The following is a 19,010-nucleotide window of genomic DNA, read 5'->3' as shown; positions in this document are numbered from 1 at the left end:
GTCACCCAGATTAATATTGGAACGTTCAAATGATAAAATTGTAGATTTAACACCAGCACCAGGGATTTAATAAAATCAAATAAAACAATAACATAAAGGTAATTATCATGAAAATTCACTTTTTAGGTACTGCGGCATCAGAGGGCATCCCAAACCCTTTTTGCCGTTGTGAGCATTGCCAAAAAGCAAGGCAACTTGGCGGTAAAGATATCAGAACCCATTCATCAGCGATTGTTGACGACCTGATGTTGATCGATGTATCCCCAACATTTAGCTACCAACTTATGCGCGATGGAATGGATGCAACCCATTTTGAAAGCCTGTTATTCACGCACACTCACCCCGACCATTTTAATGTGGGCGATCTGTTCAGTAGAATGGAAGGCTATGGCTTTGAAATTCATCATCCACTTCATATACTTGGCAATGATCGTGCGATCAACGGTTGCCTTGAAGTGTTACCGGGGTACAGTAAAGAGCGTTTCGCTTTTCATTGCTTAATCCCTTTTGTCACCGTTGAAAGAAACGGATATAAAATTACTCCATTACTGGCAAACCATGCGAAATGGGAACTTTGCTATGTTTATCATATTGAAAAAGATGGCAAAGCAATTTTCTATGGCCACGATTCAGGCTGGTTCCCAGAACTGACTTGGCAATGGCTTGAAAACAAACCTCTGGATATTGTTGTATTCGAATGCACCTATGGCCTAAATGGCAATAATCGCACCGATAACCATATGAGCTTAGAAACCGTTTTTGCAGCACAAGAAAGACTGCAACAACAAGGTTGTTTGCATTCTGATACCCAAATTGCCGTTTCTCATATTTCACACAGTGGTAAATTACTGCATGAAGAATTAGTGGCGGTTTGTGCTCCTTATAATATCCGTGTCGCATATGACGGATTAACGTTAGAAACACATTAAGAGGGAAATAAAAATGGATATGAAAATTACTTCCCGCTTACTGATTATGATGTTTGTCCAATATTTCATGCAAGGTGCATGGAATATGACTATGGGGCTGGTATTAAGCACCTATGGAATGGCACATATTATTGGTAATGCTTATGCGTTATTAGGTGTCGCGACCATTATTTCCCCGTTATTTATTGGTATGGTTGCTGACCGTTTCTTTGCATCACAAAAAGTGATGGGGATCCTTCACTTAATTAATGCCGCCGTTATTTTATGTGTGCCTCAATTTATTGAAGCACAAAACAGTGGCATGACCCTATTTTTGATATTCATTATTGGTCTGCTGTTTTACCCAACAACCGCGCTTTCTAATAGCATTAGTTTCTCCCATATTAATGGCGTGAAATATTTCCCTATCATTCGAGTATTCGGTACGTTTGGTTTTATGGCTATCGGGTTTATTTTAGGGGAAATGGGTTTCTCTGGCAGCACAATGACATGGTATATCGCTTCTGCCGTTGCGGTCGTATTAGGTTTTTACTGCTTTACACTGCCAAATACACCACCAAAAGCCAAAGGCAAACCGTTCTCTGCACGCGATATTTTATGCCTAGATGCACTTTCATTATTTAAAGACCGCTATTTCGCCATTTTAATGTTTAGCATCTTTGTATTAATGATCCCAAAAACAGCTTATTCCGCCTACATCCCTGTGTTTATTAAAACACTCGGGTTCGACAATGCCGCATCGATTATGCAAATCGGTATTGCTTGTGAAGTCCTGTTTATGTTCTTCTTATCGTTCTTCTTAATGAAATTTGGTTTTAAAATCACCTTATTATTAGGGGCAATTAGCTGGATTATTCGCTCTACCTTATTTGCCTATGCTGCGGTTGATACCAGTTTGTACTTTATCGTGTTTGGTTTGATGCTTCAGGGATTATGTTGGGACTTCTTCTTTACTGCTGGCGATATTTATGTCGACCGTAAAGCAAAACCAGAAATCCGCGCACAAGCCCAAGGGTTACGCTTTATTGTTTCAAACGGCTTCGGTTTATTATTTGCCTCCACGATTTGCGGGCAACTATTTAACTCAACGGTTACAGAAAAAGGTAGCGAGTCCTTACCACAATGGGAAACCTTCTGGCATTACCCTGCTATCGTCGCCGCTGTCGTTAGTGTGTTCTTTATTTTCTTCTTTAAAGATGATGTATCTAAAAAGAAAAATAATGACGATAAAAAAGCACCTGAGGGCGCTGTAGCACCGTAATTTGAAATATACAGAGGTAAGCCATGGATGCTCTTATACAGTTTGTCGACACCATTGGCCCTTTGTCACTATCCAGTATCGCTAAATTACTCGCCGCCTTTATTTTAGGCGGCTTTATTGGCTTAGAGCGTGAATCAAAGGGAAAACCTGTCGGCTTTAAAACTTGTGTCATTATTGCCGTTGCCAGTTGTTTATTAACCATTGTTTCCATTCAATCTGCCGAATATTACGCCAATATTTCAGATAATATTCGCAGTGATCCAATGAGATTAGCTGCACAAATAATCAGTGGCGTGGGTTTTCTAGGCGCGGGGGTTATTTTACATCGTCGTGATGATGCGATTTCTGGATTAACAACTGCGGCTATTGTTTGGGCTTCAGCAGGGGTTGGAATTGCTTGTGGGTCAGGCTTTTATTGGCACGCATTAATTGTCACCGTTCTTTTTTTCTTAGCGATTCAACTTAGCCCGCAAGTGGCATTGTTTCAGATGAAAAATCAAAAATTAGGTAAGATTAAAGTTCGAATGTTGTTTACCCACGAGGATGGCGTTCCCTTACTCATTGAGTATTTAAAACAGCATAAGGACATTATTGAAAACCTAACAATACGCGATATTAAAAAAGAGCGAGTCGAAGTGAATTTAAAGCTGGTGGTTCGCCAAAAAACCACATTGCCTGAATTTTATTGCTCGTTAAAACAGTTATCCTATGTGCATTCTGTTTCTTTAGATCACTAATATTCAACCATTGTATGGCACAAAACCCGCGACTAAAGCGGGTTTTGTCGTTATAGGATTTCTATTAGGTTTTACAAATGCTTTAAATCCTCGGGAATATTTCTCTTCAAAATACGCCAAAAATCCTCTGCGGTTTTATTTAAGCGAGTGTCCATGCGGTAGATGTATGCTTGGATTGGAATGGTTAACTCTGGGGTATCAAGACAAACCAGCTTTTTTTCTTTCAACTCATTGACCACTGAATAAATCGGCAACCATGCGATGCCATGACCGTCCAACGCCATATTTTTCAATAATTCACTCATGGATGACATAAACAACGTTTTCGAACTGATTGTACCGAACTCACTTAACCGACGGTTAACTAATCGGCCCATATAAGAGGCATTGGTATAATTCAACAAGGGAACTTGTGGTTGGTAAATATCAAATAACGGCTTGCCAAATTCATCTGCGGCACAGATAGGGTAAAGCTCAGACTCAAAAACATTTAAACATGAAAATGGCGACTGCATTAAATCCTCATCGTAAAATGAGATAATAAAATCACTTTTTCCTTCCCTTAACGCATTCACCACCTGCACCACATCAATGGCTTCAACATGATAGACAAATTCTTCGCCATAACCAGACAACGCATGAACAAGTTTGGGTAACAATGTTAATGATAAAGAATGTGCTGCCGCAATTTTAATATTAGGCAAACTCAAAATATTATGGCCCGATAACTCATTCAAATTGCACTCTAATTGCTGTAACAAGCTACGCGCTTGAGAGTGGAACACTTTGCCCTCTTCAGACAACTGCAAGGGTGAAGTGGTTCTATCGAATAGTTCCACGCCGATAGCTTCTTCTAACGCCTTAATACGCCGACTAAAAGCAGGTTGAGAAATATTTCTCTGCTCAGCAGCATGGGAAAAATGTCGGCAAGATTCCAAGGTTAAAAAATCGTATAGCCACTTTGTTTCTATATTTTTCATGTTATTAAGCCTTAAGCAGACTCGCTGTTAAAATATAAAATAATAATGAGATTCTTATTGGTATATTTAGTTAACCATCAGTTAAATTATCATGCATGGATTGTATGTCTGTTATTTGTATTATGCATAAGGCTATCGTTTTAAACATTAATAAAAATCAAAATTTATTTTTTATTCACTAGAACATTATCGTCAAACCCAATTATATTCAGGCTTTACCTTTCATTTCATTGCGCTCCTTCGAGTTAACATTAAAATCTTAATGCATATCTTGCATCATCCCATACTTACTTGCATTTCTCTTACCTAAAAAACATTGCTAAAAATTAGTCACTGATTAATTAGAACTAATCGTTAATAATTAATTAAATAATGTATTTCATGTTAAATAAGTTAAGCAACATCGCGTTTAATTTATCTTAAATCAAAAAAAGATAAAAATCGCAGGAGCGTAATAATGAAAGGTTTAATTGGTGTATTAGGTGGAATGGGTCCAGCGGCAACCGTCGATTTATTTAATAAGTTTGTAACATATACAGTTGCAAATAAAGACCAAGAGCATATTCCATTAATTATTTCATCCATTCCTGATATTCCAGATCGTACAGAAGCATTGCTAAACCACGGGGTATCACCACTCCCTTTAATGACTGATTACTTAAAAAAACTTGAAGATGCAGGGGCAGAATGCATTGTTATCCCTTGTAATACAGCACATTTTTGGTTCGATGAGCTAAGAAATGCATGCCATGTCGATATGCTCAGTATTGTTGAAACCACCATGCAAGAAGTTCTATTAACTAAGAAAAAAAATATCGGTTTATTAGCTACGAATGCAACCATGTATATGGGGCTTTATCAAAAAAGTATTGAACAAAAAAAATTAAACTGCATAACACCTGATGATGAAAGTCAGAAGTTAGTGATGAAAAGTATTTACTTATTAAAATCTGGAAATAAAGATGCAGCAGAAAAAATCATGAAGTCACAAGCTGAATTATTATTTTCACGCGGAGCTGACGTCATTGTTTTAGGCTGCACTGAAGTTCCCGTTATTTTAGCTAATGAAGTCAATAAGCATCCCGATAAATATATAGATTCAACCGGTTCTTTGGTTAGAGCAGGCATTCATTGGTATGAAGGCCGAGTGGGAAAGTCACATTTAATAACAAACCAAAATTCACAATAAATATTTAACCATTATTAAAAATAATCACTTTTATAAATTCTATTACTACTGACAGTATATTGTCTATTGGAGACGATTATGGTTTGGCTAGAGATCATTGTTGTACTAGGTGCAATTTTCTTCGGTATACGCATGGGCGGAATTGGTATTGGCCTATGCGGGGGATTGGGATTAGCGGTATTAACTATTGGATTTGGTTTGCCAATAGGCTCTCCCCCTGTCGATGTTATTTTAATTATTATGACCGTTGTTGTTGCAGCATCCGCATTGCAGGCAGCTGGAGGGATGGATTATTTAGTTCGCCTAGCCAGCACATTTATGCGTAAAAATCCGAAGTACCTAAATATTATTGCGCCAATCACCACGTGGGTAATGACCATTATGGCAGGTACAGGTTTTATTGTTTTCTCAATGCTTCCTGTCATTGCTGAAATCGCCAAAGACTCGGGTATCCGTCCTTCTCGTACACTGGCAGGCTCTGTTGTTGCCTCACAGATTGCTATTTCAGGCTCGCCGATTAGTGCTGCCATGGCGGCAATGTTAACCATTATGGAAGGCAATGGTGTCACATTTATTGTTGTTATGTCAGTGTGTTTACCTGCCTCCTTTGTTGCTGCGATGGTTGCTGCATTTATTGCATCACGCCAAGGTTGTGAATTGGAAGATGATGAAGTTTATTTAGACCGTTTACAAAAAGGGTTAGTCCATAAATACGAAGAGAAAAAAGGCGAAAGCACCACCCGTGAAAAATTTTCAGTCGTGGTTTTTCTCATCGCAACCGTTGCGATTGTGATATTGGCCGCTTTTCCACAATTACGCCCAGGTTTTGATATCGGCAAACCGATGGGTACCCGCGATATCATCATCATCTGTATGCTCAGTGCAGCCTGTTTGATGGTTATTTTCTGTAAAACATCACCAAACTCTATCGTTTTAGCGCCAACGTTCCGTTCAGGAATGAGCTCCCTTGCAGTCATATTGGGGATTGTGACATTAGGCACCACTTTTGTTGATGCTCATATGGATCAAATCAAAGCTATCGCAGGGGATGTGTTATCTGCCTACCCTATCTTGTTAGCTGTCGTGCTGTTTTTTACCTGTGCATTGCTGTATTCCCAAGGGGCAACCACACCGCTAATAATTCCATTAGCTATTGCTTTGGATGTACCAACATGGGCTATTTTAGCATCATTCGTTGCTGTCACGGGGGTGTTCGTTTTACCAACTTACCCAACGTCTTTAGCTGCCATCGAATTTGACTCCACAGGTTCAACCCGCGTCGGAAAATATATTCTTAACCACCCCTTTATGCTACCGGGGCTCGGTGGGATTATTGCAGGGGTTGCCTTTGGATTTATTATCGCGCCGATGATTGTTTAGCTTGATAAGTGAGGGTTTCATCCCTCACTTATCACTATAAATAAAATACCGATTTCCTTACAAAATGAAGTTATTAATTGGTATTTTTTGGCTTTATTCTGAGTTGAATTGATTAAATACAATGCAGAATAGAGCCCTTTTTTCTTTCAAATCGTATTTATTCATACTCAATTTTGATAAAAATTTAATTTGAAGCATCTGTTGCTTTCACATCTAACTATAAAATTATTTTTAATAAATAAAATAGTGGTTTATTTTCAATTTTAAATCACCTTATTTAATGAAAATGAAATTAATTTTCATATAAAAATGTGAGCTGAAATGTTTTTGCATGAATTATCCACTTCTGAAAACAGTTAAAATAATTATACTCGGCTTCATATTCATTTCTTAATAAAGCTAATACGAGGGATGAATTTTATTTTATTACTTATTTTTCATCGTGTTAGAAGCTTGTGATAGGCGTTTACTCCCCCTTTTGAAGGTGCTCTGAAAGCAATTAAAATTAAGAGTTAAATCACAAATCTTAGTTTTTCTTCTTCGCACTTTCAAAAATGACGACGTCGTCATATTAAAAATAAATTATTTTATCTATAACATTAAAGAATCATTTTTCTTACATTCGTATCCAAATTTATCGTTAAGCGTAAAAATTAAAGCAATTTAGAGATAAAAAAAACGCTTAATGTTGACGTCAACATTAGGGCTAACAACTAGAAAGAGGTTTTAGAACATGAGTAACCTACCTGAAAAAATGAAAGCCGTTGTTTGTCATGGTCCCCATGACTATCGCTTTGAAAATATTAAAAGACCTGCGGCTGGCTTTCGCGAAGTTGTCATTAAAGTCGATGGCTGTGGGATCTGCGCCGGTGACTGCAAAGCCAATGATGGTGCACAAATGTTCTGGGGCGATGACCCGTGGATCAAAGCCCCTGTCGTTCCAGGTCATGAGTTCTATGGCCGCGTAGCCGAATTAGGCGAAGGATCCGCTGAAAAATATAAATTAAAAGTGGGTGACCGTATCCTTGCAGAACAAATCGTCCCTTGCTGGGAGTGCCGTTTCTGTAAGTCAGGTAAATATTGGATGTGCGAAACCCATGATATCTACGGTTTCCAAAAAGAAGTTGCAGATGGCGGGATGGCAGAATACATGCGTTTTTCTGAGCGCGCTATTATTCACAAAATTCCCGATGAGCTTTCCGATAAAGACGCCGCATTAATCGAACCAATGGCCTGTGCTATCCACACTGTTCGCCGTGGTGATATCGATTTAAATGACGTCGTCGTCATTGCAGGCGCAGGTCCACTTGGCCTGTGTATGATCCAAGTTGCAAAACTTAAAACCCCCAAAAAATTAGTCGTCATTGATGCTATCGACGAACGCCTTGAATTAGCGAAAAAATTTGGTGCTGATGTGGTGATCAACCCACTGAAAGAAGACGCCATTAAGTTAGTCAAAGAGATGACGGAAGGCTACGGTTGCGATGTTTACATCGAAGCAACAGGCGCCCCTGTTGGTGTGACTCAAGGATTAGAAATGATCCGTAAACTTGGCCGTTTCGTTGAATTTAGCGTATTCGGTAAAGAAACCACGGTTGACTGGTCAATTATTGGCGACCGTAAAGAACTCGATATCCGCGGTGCGCACTTAGGCCCATACAGCTATGAGGTTGCTATCGATCTCTTTAGCCGCGGCTTAGTTAATGCTGATGATATCGTTACCCACTTCTACTCTATCGATGATTGGGAAGAAGCCTTTGTCATGGCGAAATCTGCCGACTCAATTAAAGTCGTCATCAAGCCATAGGCATAACTAACTGCTTGTAATAATTAATAATTTTAATAAACACTAAATAAGTAACACCCTACATATAATTAAATGCTCTTTAGGAGAACATCTTATGTTGAGTAAATTCAAAAAGTTAGCTGTAGCAGCAAGTGTCCTGACTCTAGGTATGGCGTTCAATGCTACGGCAAAACCCGTTTCAGTTGGTATGTCGTTTCAAGAATTAAACAACGAATATTTCGTTACGATGAAAGAAGCTCTGGAGAGCGCAACTGGTGATATGGGTGCTCAGCTGTATATTTCTGATGCGGCACATGATGTATCGAAACAAACCAGCGATATCGAAGATATGTTACAGAAAAAAATCGATATTTTGTTAATCAACCCAGCGGATAGCGTTGGCGCAGAAACAGCAGTATTGGCAGCGAAAAAAGCGGGTGTTGTGGTTATCGCTATCGATGCGCAAGCGAATGGTCCAATTGACTCTTTCGTCGGTTCTAAAAACTACGATGCAGGCTTAATGGCAGGTAAACGTTTAGGTGAAGCACTGGGTGGAAAAGGTGAAGTCGCAATTTTAGATGGTATCCCAGTTGTGCCAATCCTCGAGCGCGTTCGTGGCTTTGAAGCAGCAATGAAAGAATATCCAAACATTAAAATTGTTACCAAACTGAATGGTAAGCAAGAGCGTGATACTGCGATGAACGTCACAGAAAACATGCTGCAAGCTAACCCGACTTTGAACGGTATTTTCAGTGTTAACGATGTTGGCTCATTAGGCGCATTAGCCGCTATTGAATCTTCTGGTCGTGATGTGAAACTCGTCAGTGTTGATGGTTCACCTGAAGCCGTTGCTGAAATTGCGAAAGGCAACTCACCGTTTATCGCAACATCTGCACAATTCCCACGTGACCAAGTTCGTATTGGCTTAGCAATGGGTCTGGCAAAATATTGGGGTGCTAACGTGCCAAAAGAAGTACCGATTGATGTTAAATTAATCGACAAAACAAATGCAAAAGATTTCCACTGGTAATCGAATGTTGACTCACTAATTGTATTGCACCTGTACTTTACGTATTAGGTGCAATACCTCTACATAACAATTAATAATTAAATGCATATTGGAATCACTTTATTCCAAATGACTTTGTTACCCATTTTTAAGCGGTTAAGAAATATAGGGAAGCAATATGATGCAATTATTAGCATTACAAGATGTCAGTAAAACTTTCCCTGGGGTTAAGGCGTTAGATAATATTAATCTCTCCCTTGAAAAAGGTGAGGTTCACGCATTATTAGGTGAAAATGGCGCAGGTAAATCTACGCTAATGAAAGTTTTATGTGGAATACACAAACCTGATAGCGGAAAAATTCTGATCGAAGGTAAAGAGCATACATTCCATAACTACAGGGATGCAATTAAGGCAGGCGTTGGCATTATTTTCCAAGAGTTTTCCCTGATCCCTTATTTAAATGCATTTGAAAATATCTTTTTAAATCGCGAGCTAAAAAATAAATTTGGTTTATTAGATAGAAAACTGATGCGCCAAAAGTCTCAAGCCTTATTGGCCGATCTGGGTGTTAATATCGATATTGATGAACCAATTAGCCACTTAAGTATTGCTGAGCAACAATTTATTGAAATAGCCAAAGCACTCTCTTTAGATGCCAAAATTTTAGTATTAGATGAGCCAACGGCGACACTAACACCGAATGAGGCGAACCATCTATTTGATGTAATGAGGGACTTAAAAGCCAAAGGCGTTGGCATGTTTTTCATTTCTCATCACTTAGAAGAAATTTATGAAATATGCGATACCATCAGCGTACTACGTGATGGGCAATATATTGGCTCGCGCAAAGTTGATGAAACGGACTTAGACGTCATTATTGAAATGATGGTGGGTCGTGAAGTAGAAAATATCTATCCGCATAAGCGTGAATTCACCCAACAAGAAATTATTCTTGATGCTGAAATTCAACGGTTTGCGAATAGCCCAGTGAACCACCTGCAATTGAAAAAAGGTGAGATTTTAGGGTTAGCAGGCCTTGTTGGTTCAGGAAGAACCGAAACTATTCTCGCTATGATTGGTGCGGATAAGGCGTATAAGAAAAAAGTCGTTTTAGAAGGCAAAGAAGTCAAAATTAAATCTGCGGCAGCCGCGCTGCAATTAGGTATCGGCTTATTACCTGAAAGCCGTAAAACCCAAGGTTTAGTTTTACCGTTCTCAGTCAATGAAAATATTTGGCTGAATAACCATGCTCAAAAATTATTTTTAATTCAAAATAAAAAAGAACTGACTTTATCCATTGATTTAATTTCTCAAGTAAAAGTTAAAACACCAGAGCCTCATACTGCGGTTTCCACATTAAGTGGTGGTAATCAGCAAAAAGTTGTTATTGCTCGCTGGCTAAATAAACAAGCCAAAATTCTTATTTTCGATGAGCCCACTCGAGGTATTGATGTTGGGGCAAAATCAGAAATTTATCAGCTAATGCGCTCACTCACTGAAAAAGGGATCTCCATTATTATGATCTCTTCTGAATTACCTGAAGTTATTGGTGTGAGTGACAGAGTTTTGGTCTTTCGTGATGGTGAAATTGCCGCTGAGTTAAGTGGAGAAGATATTAACTCGACTCAGATCATGGTACATGCGGCTGGCAATATTATATAGGATAACGACTATGTCTAATCAAAGTGCAATTCCTTTAACTAAACCTAAATTTAGTTTTTCTAGATTAACAAAAATACCTGCATTTTTGCCACTTGTTGGTTTAATTCTTTTATTTACTTGTATGTCCATTTTTAATGAGCATTTTTTAACGGTAAATAACCTTTCAACGATTGCGCGCCAAGTTTCAATTAATGCCATCATCGCTATTGGGATGACCTTTGCTATTTTAACCGGTGGTATTGATTTATCTGTAGGTGCCGTTATGGCGCTGTCAGGTACTTTAATGGCTGGCCTAATGAAATATTACGGTATGGATCCCTATGCAGCCATTGCACTGGGATTATTATCAGGGATTGCATTTGGCTTTATTAATGGGATTTTAGCCGCTTACGGTAAAATGCCGCCAATTATCGTCACATTAGGTGCGATGATTATTGCGAAAGGTTTAGCGTTAATTTATACCGGCGGCTATCCAATTTCAGGGTTACCTAAAGAATTTGCCTTCTGGGGTCGCGAAGAGTTAATGGGTATTCAAGTACCGATCTTATTAATGCTTGGCCTTTATCTTATTTTCTATGTCGTGTTAAACCACGTCTCATTTGGCCGCTATATTTATGCCATTGGCGGAAACGAAGAAGCCGCTCGCTTAAGCGGTATCCGTGTTGAACGTTATAAAATGCTGGTATACGTTATCAGTGGTTTTACCGCCGCATTTGCAGGGTTAATTTTTACATCGCGTGTCATGAGCGGGCAACCTAATGCTGGGGTCGGCTTTGAATTAGATGCGATTGCCGCAGTGGTATTGGGCGGTGCTTCCATCGCCGGTGGACGCGGCATGATCATCGGTACTCTGATTGGTGCTATGATCCTAGGAGTTCTCAATAATGGATTGAATTTACTGGGTATTTCCCCTTATGTTCAATACATTGTCAAAGGTTTAATTATCTGGGGTGCAACATTTATTAGCTCTATGAAACGCTAAGTTTTTCAGGATCCAACTTTATCGGTTAATTGCTTGTCGATTATGACAACCAATTAACCGATTTTTTAATCACTAATTAAAATGAAATATAAAACAGTAAAGGTATTATCGAGGAAAAATAATCGGATAAATAGCCCCTTTACGAGGCAATTTTTTATTATTAATAAATAACAAGCTTACCATTAACAAAAATTTGTTTGGCTTCATGGTCTTTATTAGTATCACGCTCGATTTCTGAGAATAGTAATTCTGTGGTTAATTCACCAAGATAAACGGAATCATGATGAACACCAGAAATAGACAAATGATAGGTATCTGCATAAGGCGGTAAATCGACTGAAAAATAACGACAGGACAACCCTAATTCTGCAATAATTTTATACATCCCCGCGGTAATAATTCCATTCAGCCCAACAATGTACATACCCGGTGTGTAAAGTTCTTGAACCTTTTGTCTTAAATAAGCTTCATCTTTCTTATTAAACATATAACTGCTATATAAAACATTAAGATTTTTTCTATTTTGAAAGCTTGCATATATCCCAGACAAACGAGACAAACTAATTTCCGAATTTTTAGGGCCAGAGATAATTAATGTGTTTTCGCTATTTTGTTCATTAAGAAACTTTCCTGTTAACGCCCCAATTTCAAAGTTCTTTAAAAATAACCCTGAATATTTTTTTTCGTAACCATAAATTGCACGGTCGACAAACACTAACGGCACATTATGCTGATCAATTAATGAAAGATAGCTGGGCTGATAATCTTTATCATCACGTACAGGGGATAGCAAAATACCACTTGCCTTGTAACTAACTAAGGTTTCTATTGCGGTTTTTTCTGCTTTTTCATCACTATCCGAATCAAAAATCATCACTTGGTACCCTTTCTCCTTCGCTAAACGAGAAACGGTCTGAATGAGTACCACATAGAAAGGGTTAAATGTACTGTCTGTAACCACACCAATTATACGGCTATTTTTATTTTTCAGATTTCGTGCAAAAAGATTTGGAACATAATTAAGTTCTTGAGCAATTGCTAATATTTTGTCTCTTGTTTCTTTCTTTACCATTTCAGGATGGTTAAATGCACGTGAAACGGTAATATCAGTAACATTTGCACGCTTAGCTATATCAATTATTGTTGTTGAGCTATCTTGTTTTGTCATAATTATATTAGTCAACCTTTAATGACGCCCCTGATTGATATAGTGAAATTTCTTTAAGCTATTATCAGAGAAGATGAAATGCGATTATTCATTATACCGTATTGAAGGTGAAGATAAATCGTTTTTCTTCAATAATGGCACAATAATCACTACCCCAAAGGGTGATGTGCACCATAAAATGAAAAATAATTAAATTATAAAAAGCAAATGGATTTATTCTATTTTTAATTCAAACCACATCATTCAAATTATATTTAGCTCATCAAATACTGAATAGAGCATCCCAAGAGAAACAATAACAATCAAGCTCGCAAAAATATTTTTAACTAATTTCAACGAAATATAATTGATGATGACTCTCCCTATTAACATGCCAATAATACAAGAAACGATAAATATAAGGCTAATTTCCTTAGGGTATTGAAATCCATTCAAAATATTAATTAGAATACTCACGCTGCCAATACAAAAAATGACCATTAATGAAGTGGCAATAATGCTTTTTATATTTAAGTTGGACACTTTTCGTAAAGCGGGAACGATCACAAAACCGCCGCCAACACCTAACAATCCAGTTAAAAGCCCCGCAATAATTCCTATCCCACCCAATATGGATGCCGTTTTTATATTCCAAATAAACTTGCCTGTTTCTTGATTGATTTGGCAGGGGGCATCGTTTAGTTCAGTTAATTGGCTGAAAAAAGTACGATACGCAACAAAAAGCATCACAAGACTGAAGGCTAGCGTCAACCAAATAGGCGTAATTATTTGGGCCAGATAAATACCATATTTAGCAAAAGGAATGCTAACTATGGCTATCCATATAGCTGCTTTATAACGTATTGTTTTATTAATAAGCCCTTGAATAACACCAATAAAAGCAGCCAATGTTATTGCCAAAAGCCCAACAGGGGCAGCAAGCGCCACCGTCCAATTTTGGCTAGCCATCAACGCAGGAACTGCTAAAATACCACCGCCGGCCCCTGTTACCCCTAGCAAGCACCCAATCAGTAAACCTTCAAGAATCAATAGCAGCATAACAATCAGTTTATTCGTGTTATAAAAAAGGGAAAATCACTTTAAACCGAACGCCTAATTAATACAAAATATTTGGTTTAAAGTTTCTACAGCTTTAGCGAAAGATAGTTCTCCCGCCATCACTTTTATCAATCGAGACTCTTTAAAAACAGCAATTGTTGGGACAGATTTAATACCGTATTTAGGCGCTAATATGGGGGACTGAGCAATATCAACCGTACCAAATTTAACCGAACTTTTTTCAAAGTGGCTCGCTAATTGCTCAAAAACAGGCTTCATATTTTTGCAAGGTATACACCATGATGCCGAAAAATAGACAACAACAATGGGTGAGTCTTGCTCCTGCGGGTTATATAATGTGCGTGAGAAATTTTCACTATCTAACAATAAAATATTAGACATTTTGATCACCTAGGCTGGTATTGATATCCGTTAATTTCTTGAACTGTACCATAAATAACAGCATGATTAATGGCTTAAAACGCCATTCAATTCAACCTTACTATGTTGTTCATTATTCTAATTTTTACAGATAAACTGCATACAATACATTTTAATTAGAGGGAGGAAGGCGATGCTACACCAACATTCAAACTCACAGTTTGAACTCAATCTAGATTCAAGCTGCCAAGAAGAAATTGACACACGCATTCTAGTGCCTTTCGATTACAGTTTAATCAGCGCCTACAACAATAAACTCAGTGCATTTCCTCGTAATGTAACTCACTGTAAAAACCTCAGCGTTCTCAATCTATCCTGTAACCAGATTCAATCGATTCCTGCTGAAATAGCAAAGTTAACACAGCTCAAAATGTTAGATTTAGGGCACAACCATATTGCCGAAATTTCCGATGAAATAGGTAAGCTGCATCAATTGCAATTTGTCTATTTGAGCGATAATGGCATTCGCACTCTGCCAAATTCATTATCCCAATTAAAAAATCTCGTTTATTTCAATGCAACGGATAATCTATTAACTGAGATACCCTCTTGGTTTTCTCAGTTACAAAACCTTAATGAACTGCGACTGTATAATAACCAAATAGAGAGCTTGTCCGACTCTCTTTCTCAATTACCCAATGTGCATGAAATACACTTGATGAATAACTGTATTTCAGAACTTACGGATAATATTTCAGGCTTATCTTCTCTTCGTGTTCTGGATCTGAATCAAAATAAAATTCACACGATCTCCCCTGCAATATCTGCGCTTAAGAAATTACATACTTTAAATTTAAGATTTAATCAGTTAGCTCAACTACCAAAATCAATAGGCGAAATGGCATCTCTCCAATATTTAGATTTACGTGCCAATCAACTTCAAACATTACCCGACTGTTTAATAAATTTGACTAGCCTAATTAAGCTAGATTTACGGTGGAATAATTTTACTGAGGAACCGAAAGTGGTTGAAGCACTGAGAGATAAAGGCTGTACCGTTTTTATTTAATGGTGACTTTAAGCGTGCCGCAGTCATGACACTGCGGCACTACTGAAAATTATTTTTTGAGTTGATTCACAAGCTCATTCACATTACCACCCGCTTGCTCTAACTGCTTAATCACTTCTTTAATTAACCATACGTTCATGGTTGCAGTATCATTTGTGTCGCCTTGGTAACCTAGCTCTGCGGCAAGTTTTTTCCGAGCCGTTAAACTGTTATCCAAGCCTAATAATGTTAATAAATCAACAATCGACACTTTCCAATTCAGTTTTTGCGGATAACTTTTTGCCAAGCCTTCTAGCACAACTATGGCATCAATTTTATTATCTGAAATAGCATCATTACTGATATTAATATTGGCTCTAATCGCTTCTGTCATGGCAGCTACAGGGTCTGCACTATTTTCTATTTTTGCATCCGCGGGTTTAAAAACCTTAGTTAAAATCTCTTGGAAAAAGCTCATAAGTGCCCCTCTCGTATTGTGCTAAAGGATAATATTCTTCATATAAACTATAGCACCTCATAGTGAGAAATCTATTTTTCTGGTTATATGCTGGGGTGGATATCTTTAGGTTATCAAAGTTCGATGACGGTATTAACTACAGACTAAATAGATCGCTTGAAGGTTAGGATAAGTTAATTATTCTTTATAAAAATTTATAATAACGTTGCTTAATTCTTAGCATTGATGTCTCAACTGATATTTTATCTTTAGGATTATCAATGAGATAATTATCTGATAAATATTGCATAAATTCTATAAAAATAGGTATTGTCATTTCCGTACTTTCCAACCCACCAACGTAAAACTCAACAGAATCAAAGTCATTTGGGTCATCATAATCACCATCCAATGCAAAATCGAATCCTTCACCTTCACCATTGCTAATGCCATGAGATGCATCATAAAGGAATTGCCTATAGGTCATTTTTTCCCTTTTAATCAATGATTCGAGCAAATAATAGAGATCTCCCCCCTCATGACTTATTAAATAGTTTTTTGTTTTTTTCAACCAACGAATGTCCATTAACTTTCACCTCCAGAAAATATTCATTTAAAGTTTATTACTAATATACCTTTTTAAGATTAGCTAGTATCACCGTGATATCAAAACCGCCTTTGCCTGCATTGATACCCGTTTGTTTATCCACCGATTGATAATCACTGTGCATCTCGGTTTTATTCACATTCACCGATGCCGTGGTATTCAACCCTGTGCCAATACTCCCCGACAGGCTACCGCCTTTTTGCTTCGAGTCGTATTTGTCGGTGGTTTGTTCCGTATGTTTGAGTAAAAAAGACAGGAAAATAACAAGATAGGCTTGGAATATTTGGATAGGTGACTAAATAAGAAGTAACAAAAACCAGACAGTATACAGTGGGTTACTTAACGAATAGAGGTAAACCCAACCCCAGCCCACAACTCACCCTAAGCGGTAAGTGGCTGAATGAGTTGGGGTTTGAGGTGGGAACCCACTTTTCCCTCACTCGCCAAGTCGGACAGTTGATTATCCGGTTGGCTGAGGAGTGGGGAGACTAAGGATGATCTCAGTCTAGAACTGGGACTTATTCATTATCTACTTCATATCTTAACGATGTATTGATAGTAACCAGTATGTCTTTTACCTTTTCAAGAAATTCAATACATTCTGATGGTATTTCATGCAGAAAGAATATTTCTATTAAAAAATTATTAATTCCTTTCGATTCAGGGAAAGCTTCATATACCTCTTTACTTTCAATAAAACGAATATAACTATTAATTTTCTCTTGTAATAAATATAAATGTTCAAATATATCGTCATTCCAACATAGATGATCAGTTATACCTAATCGAACAAGATCTGTATTATCTTTTGGTATACCAATCATATCTACTTTATCGGTATCTACTATTGACATTTATTCCCTCTATTTTTCTTTATCTGGTCTGACAATTTCGACTTTAGTTGGAGGTAATTTTGTTCCTCCCTCAAAACCAGGTTTGCCTTCACCGACTATTATCCCACCATTTTTTTCTAAATCTGGGTATCCTATTTTTTGATTATCGGTTATCCGGTTGGCTGAGGGGGAATAAGGTAGATTAGGAGATCCCAGTGTAGGGCTGGGATCCTATTAAAAAAATTTATTAGTTATGATTGATATATATTGCATTATCGTTGGGAGGCGGAGTTTCAGACCATTCCATGCTACCTACAACCTTTCGTGCTAGTACTCTCATTTTTTCCCATTCGATACTGGATGAAAGCGCTTCATTATTCCAATATCTCACATTATCTGGACCACTGATTGATAACATATAATCATCAAATTCTTTAATCGCAGAGCTTTGCTCAATAGATAACAACTCATAACTTATATCATCTAATGCTATTTCCCACTCTACGGCAAGTTGATCTGCCACATTTACAAAATCAGGAAATAAACTCATTTGAGTGTCACTTGACTGCATAAAAGCACGAGTAACCCATTCTAATTTTTCCATAATATCTACTCTTTAGTTTTATTAATTATTGTAGCTTTTTCACCTTGTGTAGGTTTATATGTGCTTGGATCTACAACTTTCATTGTACCTTGTGTTGTCGTGGATACTTTATAATAGCTACCTCCATGTCTGCCGCCCCCTGGATGGTATTGAATTTGGCTAATTTCAGGATGCCCTTTAACCTCAATAATAACGGCTTGGCCAGAACCTCTTGTTGATTGACGGACATTAACTTGATAGCCGGCGGCTTTAAAATCTTTAGCTATATCATCTGTAGAACGCCCCCAAATGGCTTGAGGTGTTTTAGTGAAACTAGCAGCTATATTTACTGAGTTATCTGGTTTTACATTATTTGAACTGTTTTTTTGTTCATTTGCTGGTTGCTTAGAATTACCTAATTTATCGCCACCTGTTTGATTAGGTACAGTTTTCGGTGGTATTTGTTCATTGAGTTTTGTTGTTACATTAGGCTTAGTAACTGATGATGTATTATTTCCTTTAGAAACTCCATCAATCAACCCGCTTTATTCATCACTATCACAGTGGCTAAAATTCCTGTTAGCTCTTTGAGATTCTCTATTTGTGATGAATGATTATTAATCCTATTTTCTAATGTAGACTCGAGTTTAGATATTGAACCTCTTACCATTTCTTGGCATTGTGCATTACAATCTGGCAAGCCTTCCAATGCTTTTAGGCTTGATAATGCACTCTTCATATCATTGGTTGATATTCCCCAAGCTTCCGCTTGTGACTGAAGTTGCCTGTCTAGTTTATCAATATCTTGTTGTAACTGTTTTCTCTCTTCTGGTGTTTTTGCATTAGCGAACTCACCAACGAAAGTAATGATTTTTTCAGCATGTAAGAAGTTATTCTCAACCGTGGTCTTCCCGGCCTCTGCGGCATTTGCTGCACTGGACGTATCGCCGCCGACTAATCCACCCGCGATACCCGCGGC

21 protein-coding genes and 1 pseudogene are annotated in these 19,010 nt (G+C 37.7%); 11 read left to right on the top strand and 11 right to left on the bottom strand.

Annotated elements, in window-relative coordinates:
* The first annotated feature begins 107 nt into the window (after positions 1-107).
* Genes AC4IFT_RS17880 through AC4IFT_RS17870 form a run of 3 tightly spaced genes read left to right on the top strand, consistent with a single transcriptional unit; the run spans position 108 to position 2,927 of the window.
* Positions 108-929: an MBL fold metallo-hydrolase gene (locus AC4IFT_RS17880; RefSeq protein ID WP_490731947.1), complete on the top strand. Its 822-nt coding sequence runs from the start codon at positions 108-110 to the stop codon at positions 927-929.
* 13 nt (positions 930-942) lie between these two features.
* Positions 943-2,190, top strand: coding sequence for an MFS transporter (locus tag AC4IFT_RS17875; RefSeq protein ID WP_490731945.1), 1,248 nt, complete (start codon positions 943-945; stop codon positions 2,188-2,190).
* Between the two features lie 23 nt (positions 2,191-2,213).
* Complete coding sequence (locus tag AC4IFT_RS17870) at positions 2,214-2,927, top strand: MgtC/SapB family protein (protein WP_490731943.1); 714 nt, start codon at positions 2,214-2,216, stop codon at positions 2,925-2,927.
* A gap of 71 nt (positions 2,928-2,998) precedes the next feature.
* Here AC4IFT_RS17870 and hypT read toward each other — a convergent pair whose 3' ends face one another.
* Positions 2,999-3,907: a hypochlorite stress DNA-binding transcriptional regulator HypT gene (gene hypT, locus AC4IFT_RS17865; protein ID WP_490731941.1), complete on the bottom strand. Its 909-nt coding sequence runs from the start codon at positions 3,905-3,907 to the stop codon at positions 2,999-3,001.
* Between the two features lie 457 nt (positions 3,908-4,364).
* Between hypT and cuyB the strand changes: the two genes are divergently transcribed.
* The 6 genes from cuyB to AC4IFT_RS17835 all read left to right on the top strand — a co-directional run bounded on the left by cuyB (position 4,365) and on the right by AC4IFT_RS17835 (position 11,916).
* Positions 4,365-5,096: a cysteate racemase gene (gene cuyB, locus AC4IFT_RS17860; protein ID WP_490731940.1), complete on the top strand. Its 732-nt coding sequence runs from the start codon at positions 4,365-4,367 to the stop codon at positions 5,094-5,096.
* A 78-nt stretch (positions 5,097-5,174) separates the two neighbouring features.
* Positions 5,175-6,476, top strand: coding sequence for an anaerobic C4-dicarboxylate transporter (locus AC4IFT_RS17855; protein WP_206084713.1), 1,302 nt, complete (start codon positions 5,175-5,177; stop codon positions 6,474-6,476).
* A gap of 733 nt (positions 6,477-7,209) precedes the next feature.
* Positions 7,210-8,283, top strand: coding sequence for a zinc-binding dehydrogenase (locus tag AC4IFT_RS17850; protein WP_353242824.1), 1,074 nt, complete (start codon positions 7,210-7,212; stop codon positions 8,281-8,283).
* A gap of 148 nt (positions 8,284-8,431) precedes the next feature.
* Positions 8,432-9,292 (top strand): ABC transporter substrate-binding protein, encoded by an 861-nt coding sequence (locus AC4IFT_RS17845; RefSeq protein ID WP_370661211.1) that lies wholly within the window; start codon positions 8,432-8,434, stop codon positions 9,290-9,292.
* Between the two features lie 157 nt (positions 9,293-9,449).
* The gene (locus AC4IFT_RS17840) at positions 9,450-10,934 is read left to right on the top strand and encodes a sugar ABC transporter ATP-binding protein (RefSeq protein WP_490731937.1); all 1,485 of its coding nucleotides are present in this window, start codon (positions 9,450-9,452) and stop codon (positions 10,932-10,934) included.
* Positions 10,935-10,944: 10 nt separating this feature from the next.
* Positions 10,945-11,916, top strand: coding sequence for an ABC transporter permease (locus tag AC4IFT_RS17835; protein ID WP_490731935.1), 972 nt, complete (start codon positions 10,945-10,947; stop codon positions 11,914-11,916).
* A gap of 160 nt (positions 11,917-12,076) precedes the next feature.
* On the opposite strand, the gene AC4IFT_RS17830 is transcribed toward AC4IFT_RS17835, so the two are convergent.
* The 3 genes from AC4IFT_RS17830 to AC4IFT_RS17820 form a co-directional block, all read right to left on the bottom strand.
* Entirely contained in the window at positions 12,077-13,084 is a 1,008-nt protein-coding gene (locus AC4IFT_RS17830; protein ID WP_490731933.1) for a LacI family DNA-binding transcriptional regulator, read from the bottom strand.
* A 243-nt stretch (positions 13,085-13,327) separates the two neighbouring features.
* Positions 13,328-14,122 carry a sulfite exporter TauE/SafE family protein gene (locus tag AC4IFT_RS17825; RefSeq protein WP_490752141.1) on the bottom strand — a complete coding sequence of 265 codons (795 nt, stop codon included), beginning with the start codon at positions 14,120-14,122 and terminating at the stop codon, positions 13,328-13,330.
* Positions 14,123-14,176: 54 nt separating this feature from the next.
* Positions 14,177-14,524 (bottom strand): thioredoxin family protein, encoded by a 348-nt coding sequence (locus AC4IFT_RS17820; RefSeq protein WP_490731929.1) that lies wholly within the window; start codon positions 14,522-14,524, stop codon positions 14,177-14,179.
* A 172-nt stretch (positions 14,525-14,696) separates the two neighbouring features.
* Here AC4IFT_RS17820 and AC4IFT_RS17815 point away from each other — a divergent pair, with 172 nt between their 5' ends.
* Positions 14,697-15,572 (top strand): leucine-rich repeat domain-containing protein, encoded by an 876-nt coding sequence (locus AC4IFT_RS17815; RefSeq protein ID WP_490752140.1) that lies wholly within the window; start codon positions 14,697-14,699, stop codon positions 15,570-15,572.
* Between the two features lie 49 nt (positions 15,573-15,621).
* Here AC4IFT_RS17815 and AC4IFT_RS17810 read toward each other — a convergent pair whose 3' ends face one another.
* From AC4IFT_RS17810 to AC4IFT_RS17800, 3 genes are all read right to left on the bottom strand, one after another.
* Positions 15,622-16,029: a DUF3597 domain-containing protein gene (locus AC4IFT_RS17810; RefSeq protein WP_490752138.1), complete on the bottom strand. Its 408-nt coding sequence runs from the start codon at positions 16,027-16,029 to the stop codon at positions 15,622-15,624.
* A gap of 184 nt (positions 16,030-16,213) precedes the next feature.
* Positions 16,214-16,594 (bottom strand): hypothetical protein, encoded by a 381-nt coding sequence (locus AC4IFT_RS17805; protein ID WP_490731923.1) that lies wholly within the window; start codon positions 16,592-16,594, stop codon positions 16,214-16,216.
* Between the two features lie 40 nt (positions 16,595-16,634).
* The gene (locus AC4IFT_RS17800) at positions 16,635-16,778 is read right to left on the bottom strand and encodes a hypothetical protein (protein ID WP_490752136.1); all 144 of its coding nucleotides are present in this window, start codon (positions 16,776-16,778) and stop codon (positions 16,635-16,637) included.
* Positions 16,779-16,942: 164 nt separating this feature from the next.
* Between AC4IFT_RS17800 and AC4IFT_RS17795 the strand changes: the two are divergent.
* Positions 16,943-17,107: pseudogene (locus tag AC4IFT_RS17795) on the top strand (SymE family type I addiction module toxin); the annotation flags it as partial.
* A 26-nt stretch (positions 17,108-17,133) separates the two neighbouring features.
* Here AC4IFT_RS17795 and AC4IFT_RS17790 read toward each other — a convergent pair.
* From AC4IFT_RS17790 to AC4IFT_RS17775, 4 genes are all read right to left on the bottom strand, one after another.
* On the bottom strand, positions 17,134-17,469 hold the full coding sequence (locus AC4IFT_RS17790) for a DUF6572 domain-containing protein (protein ID WP_490752134.1): 336 nt from the start codon (positions 17,467-17,469) through the stop codon (positions 17,134-17,136).
* A gap of 226 nt (positions 17,470-17,695) precedes the next feature.
* The gene (locus tag AC4IFT_RS17785; protein ID WP_490752132.1) at positions 17,696-18,052 is read right to left on the bottom strand and encodes a hypothetical protein; all 357 of its coding nucleotides are present in this window, start codon (positions 18,050-18,052) and stop codon (positions 17,696-17,698) included.
* A gap of 5 nt (positions 18,053-18,057) precedes the next feature.
* On the bottom strand, positions 18,058-18,570 hold the full coding sequence (locus AC4IFT_RS17780; protein WP_490752130.1) for a hypothetical protein: 513 nt from the start codon (positions 18,568-18,570) through the stop codon (positions 18,058-18,060).
* Positions 18,567-19,010 (bottom strand): VENN motif pre-toxin domain-containing protein (locus AC4IFT_RS17775; RefSeq protein WP_490752129.1); only part of this gene is annotated, 444 nt, incomplete at its 5' end. The genes AC4IFT_RS17780 and AC4IFT_RS17775, both read right to left, overlap by 4 nt.

The organism is Providencia sp. UF-183 (genome assembly GCF_058246155.1).
This window is presented reverse-complemented; position numbering and strand designations above follow the sequence as displayed.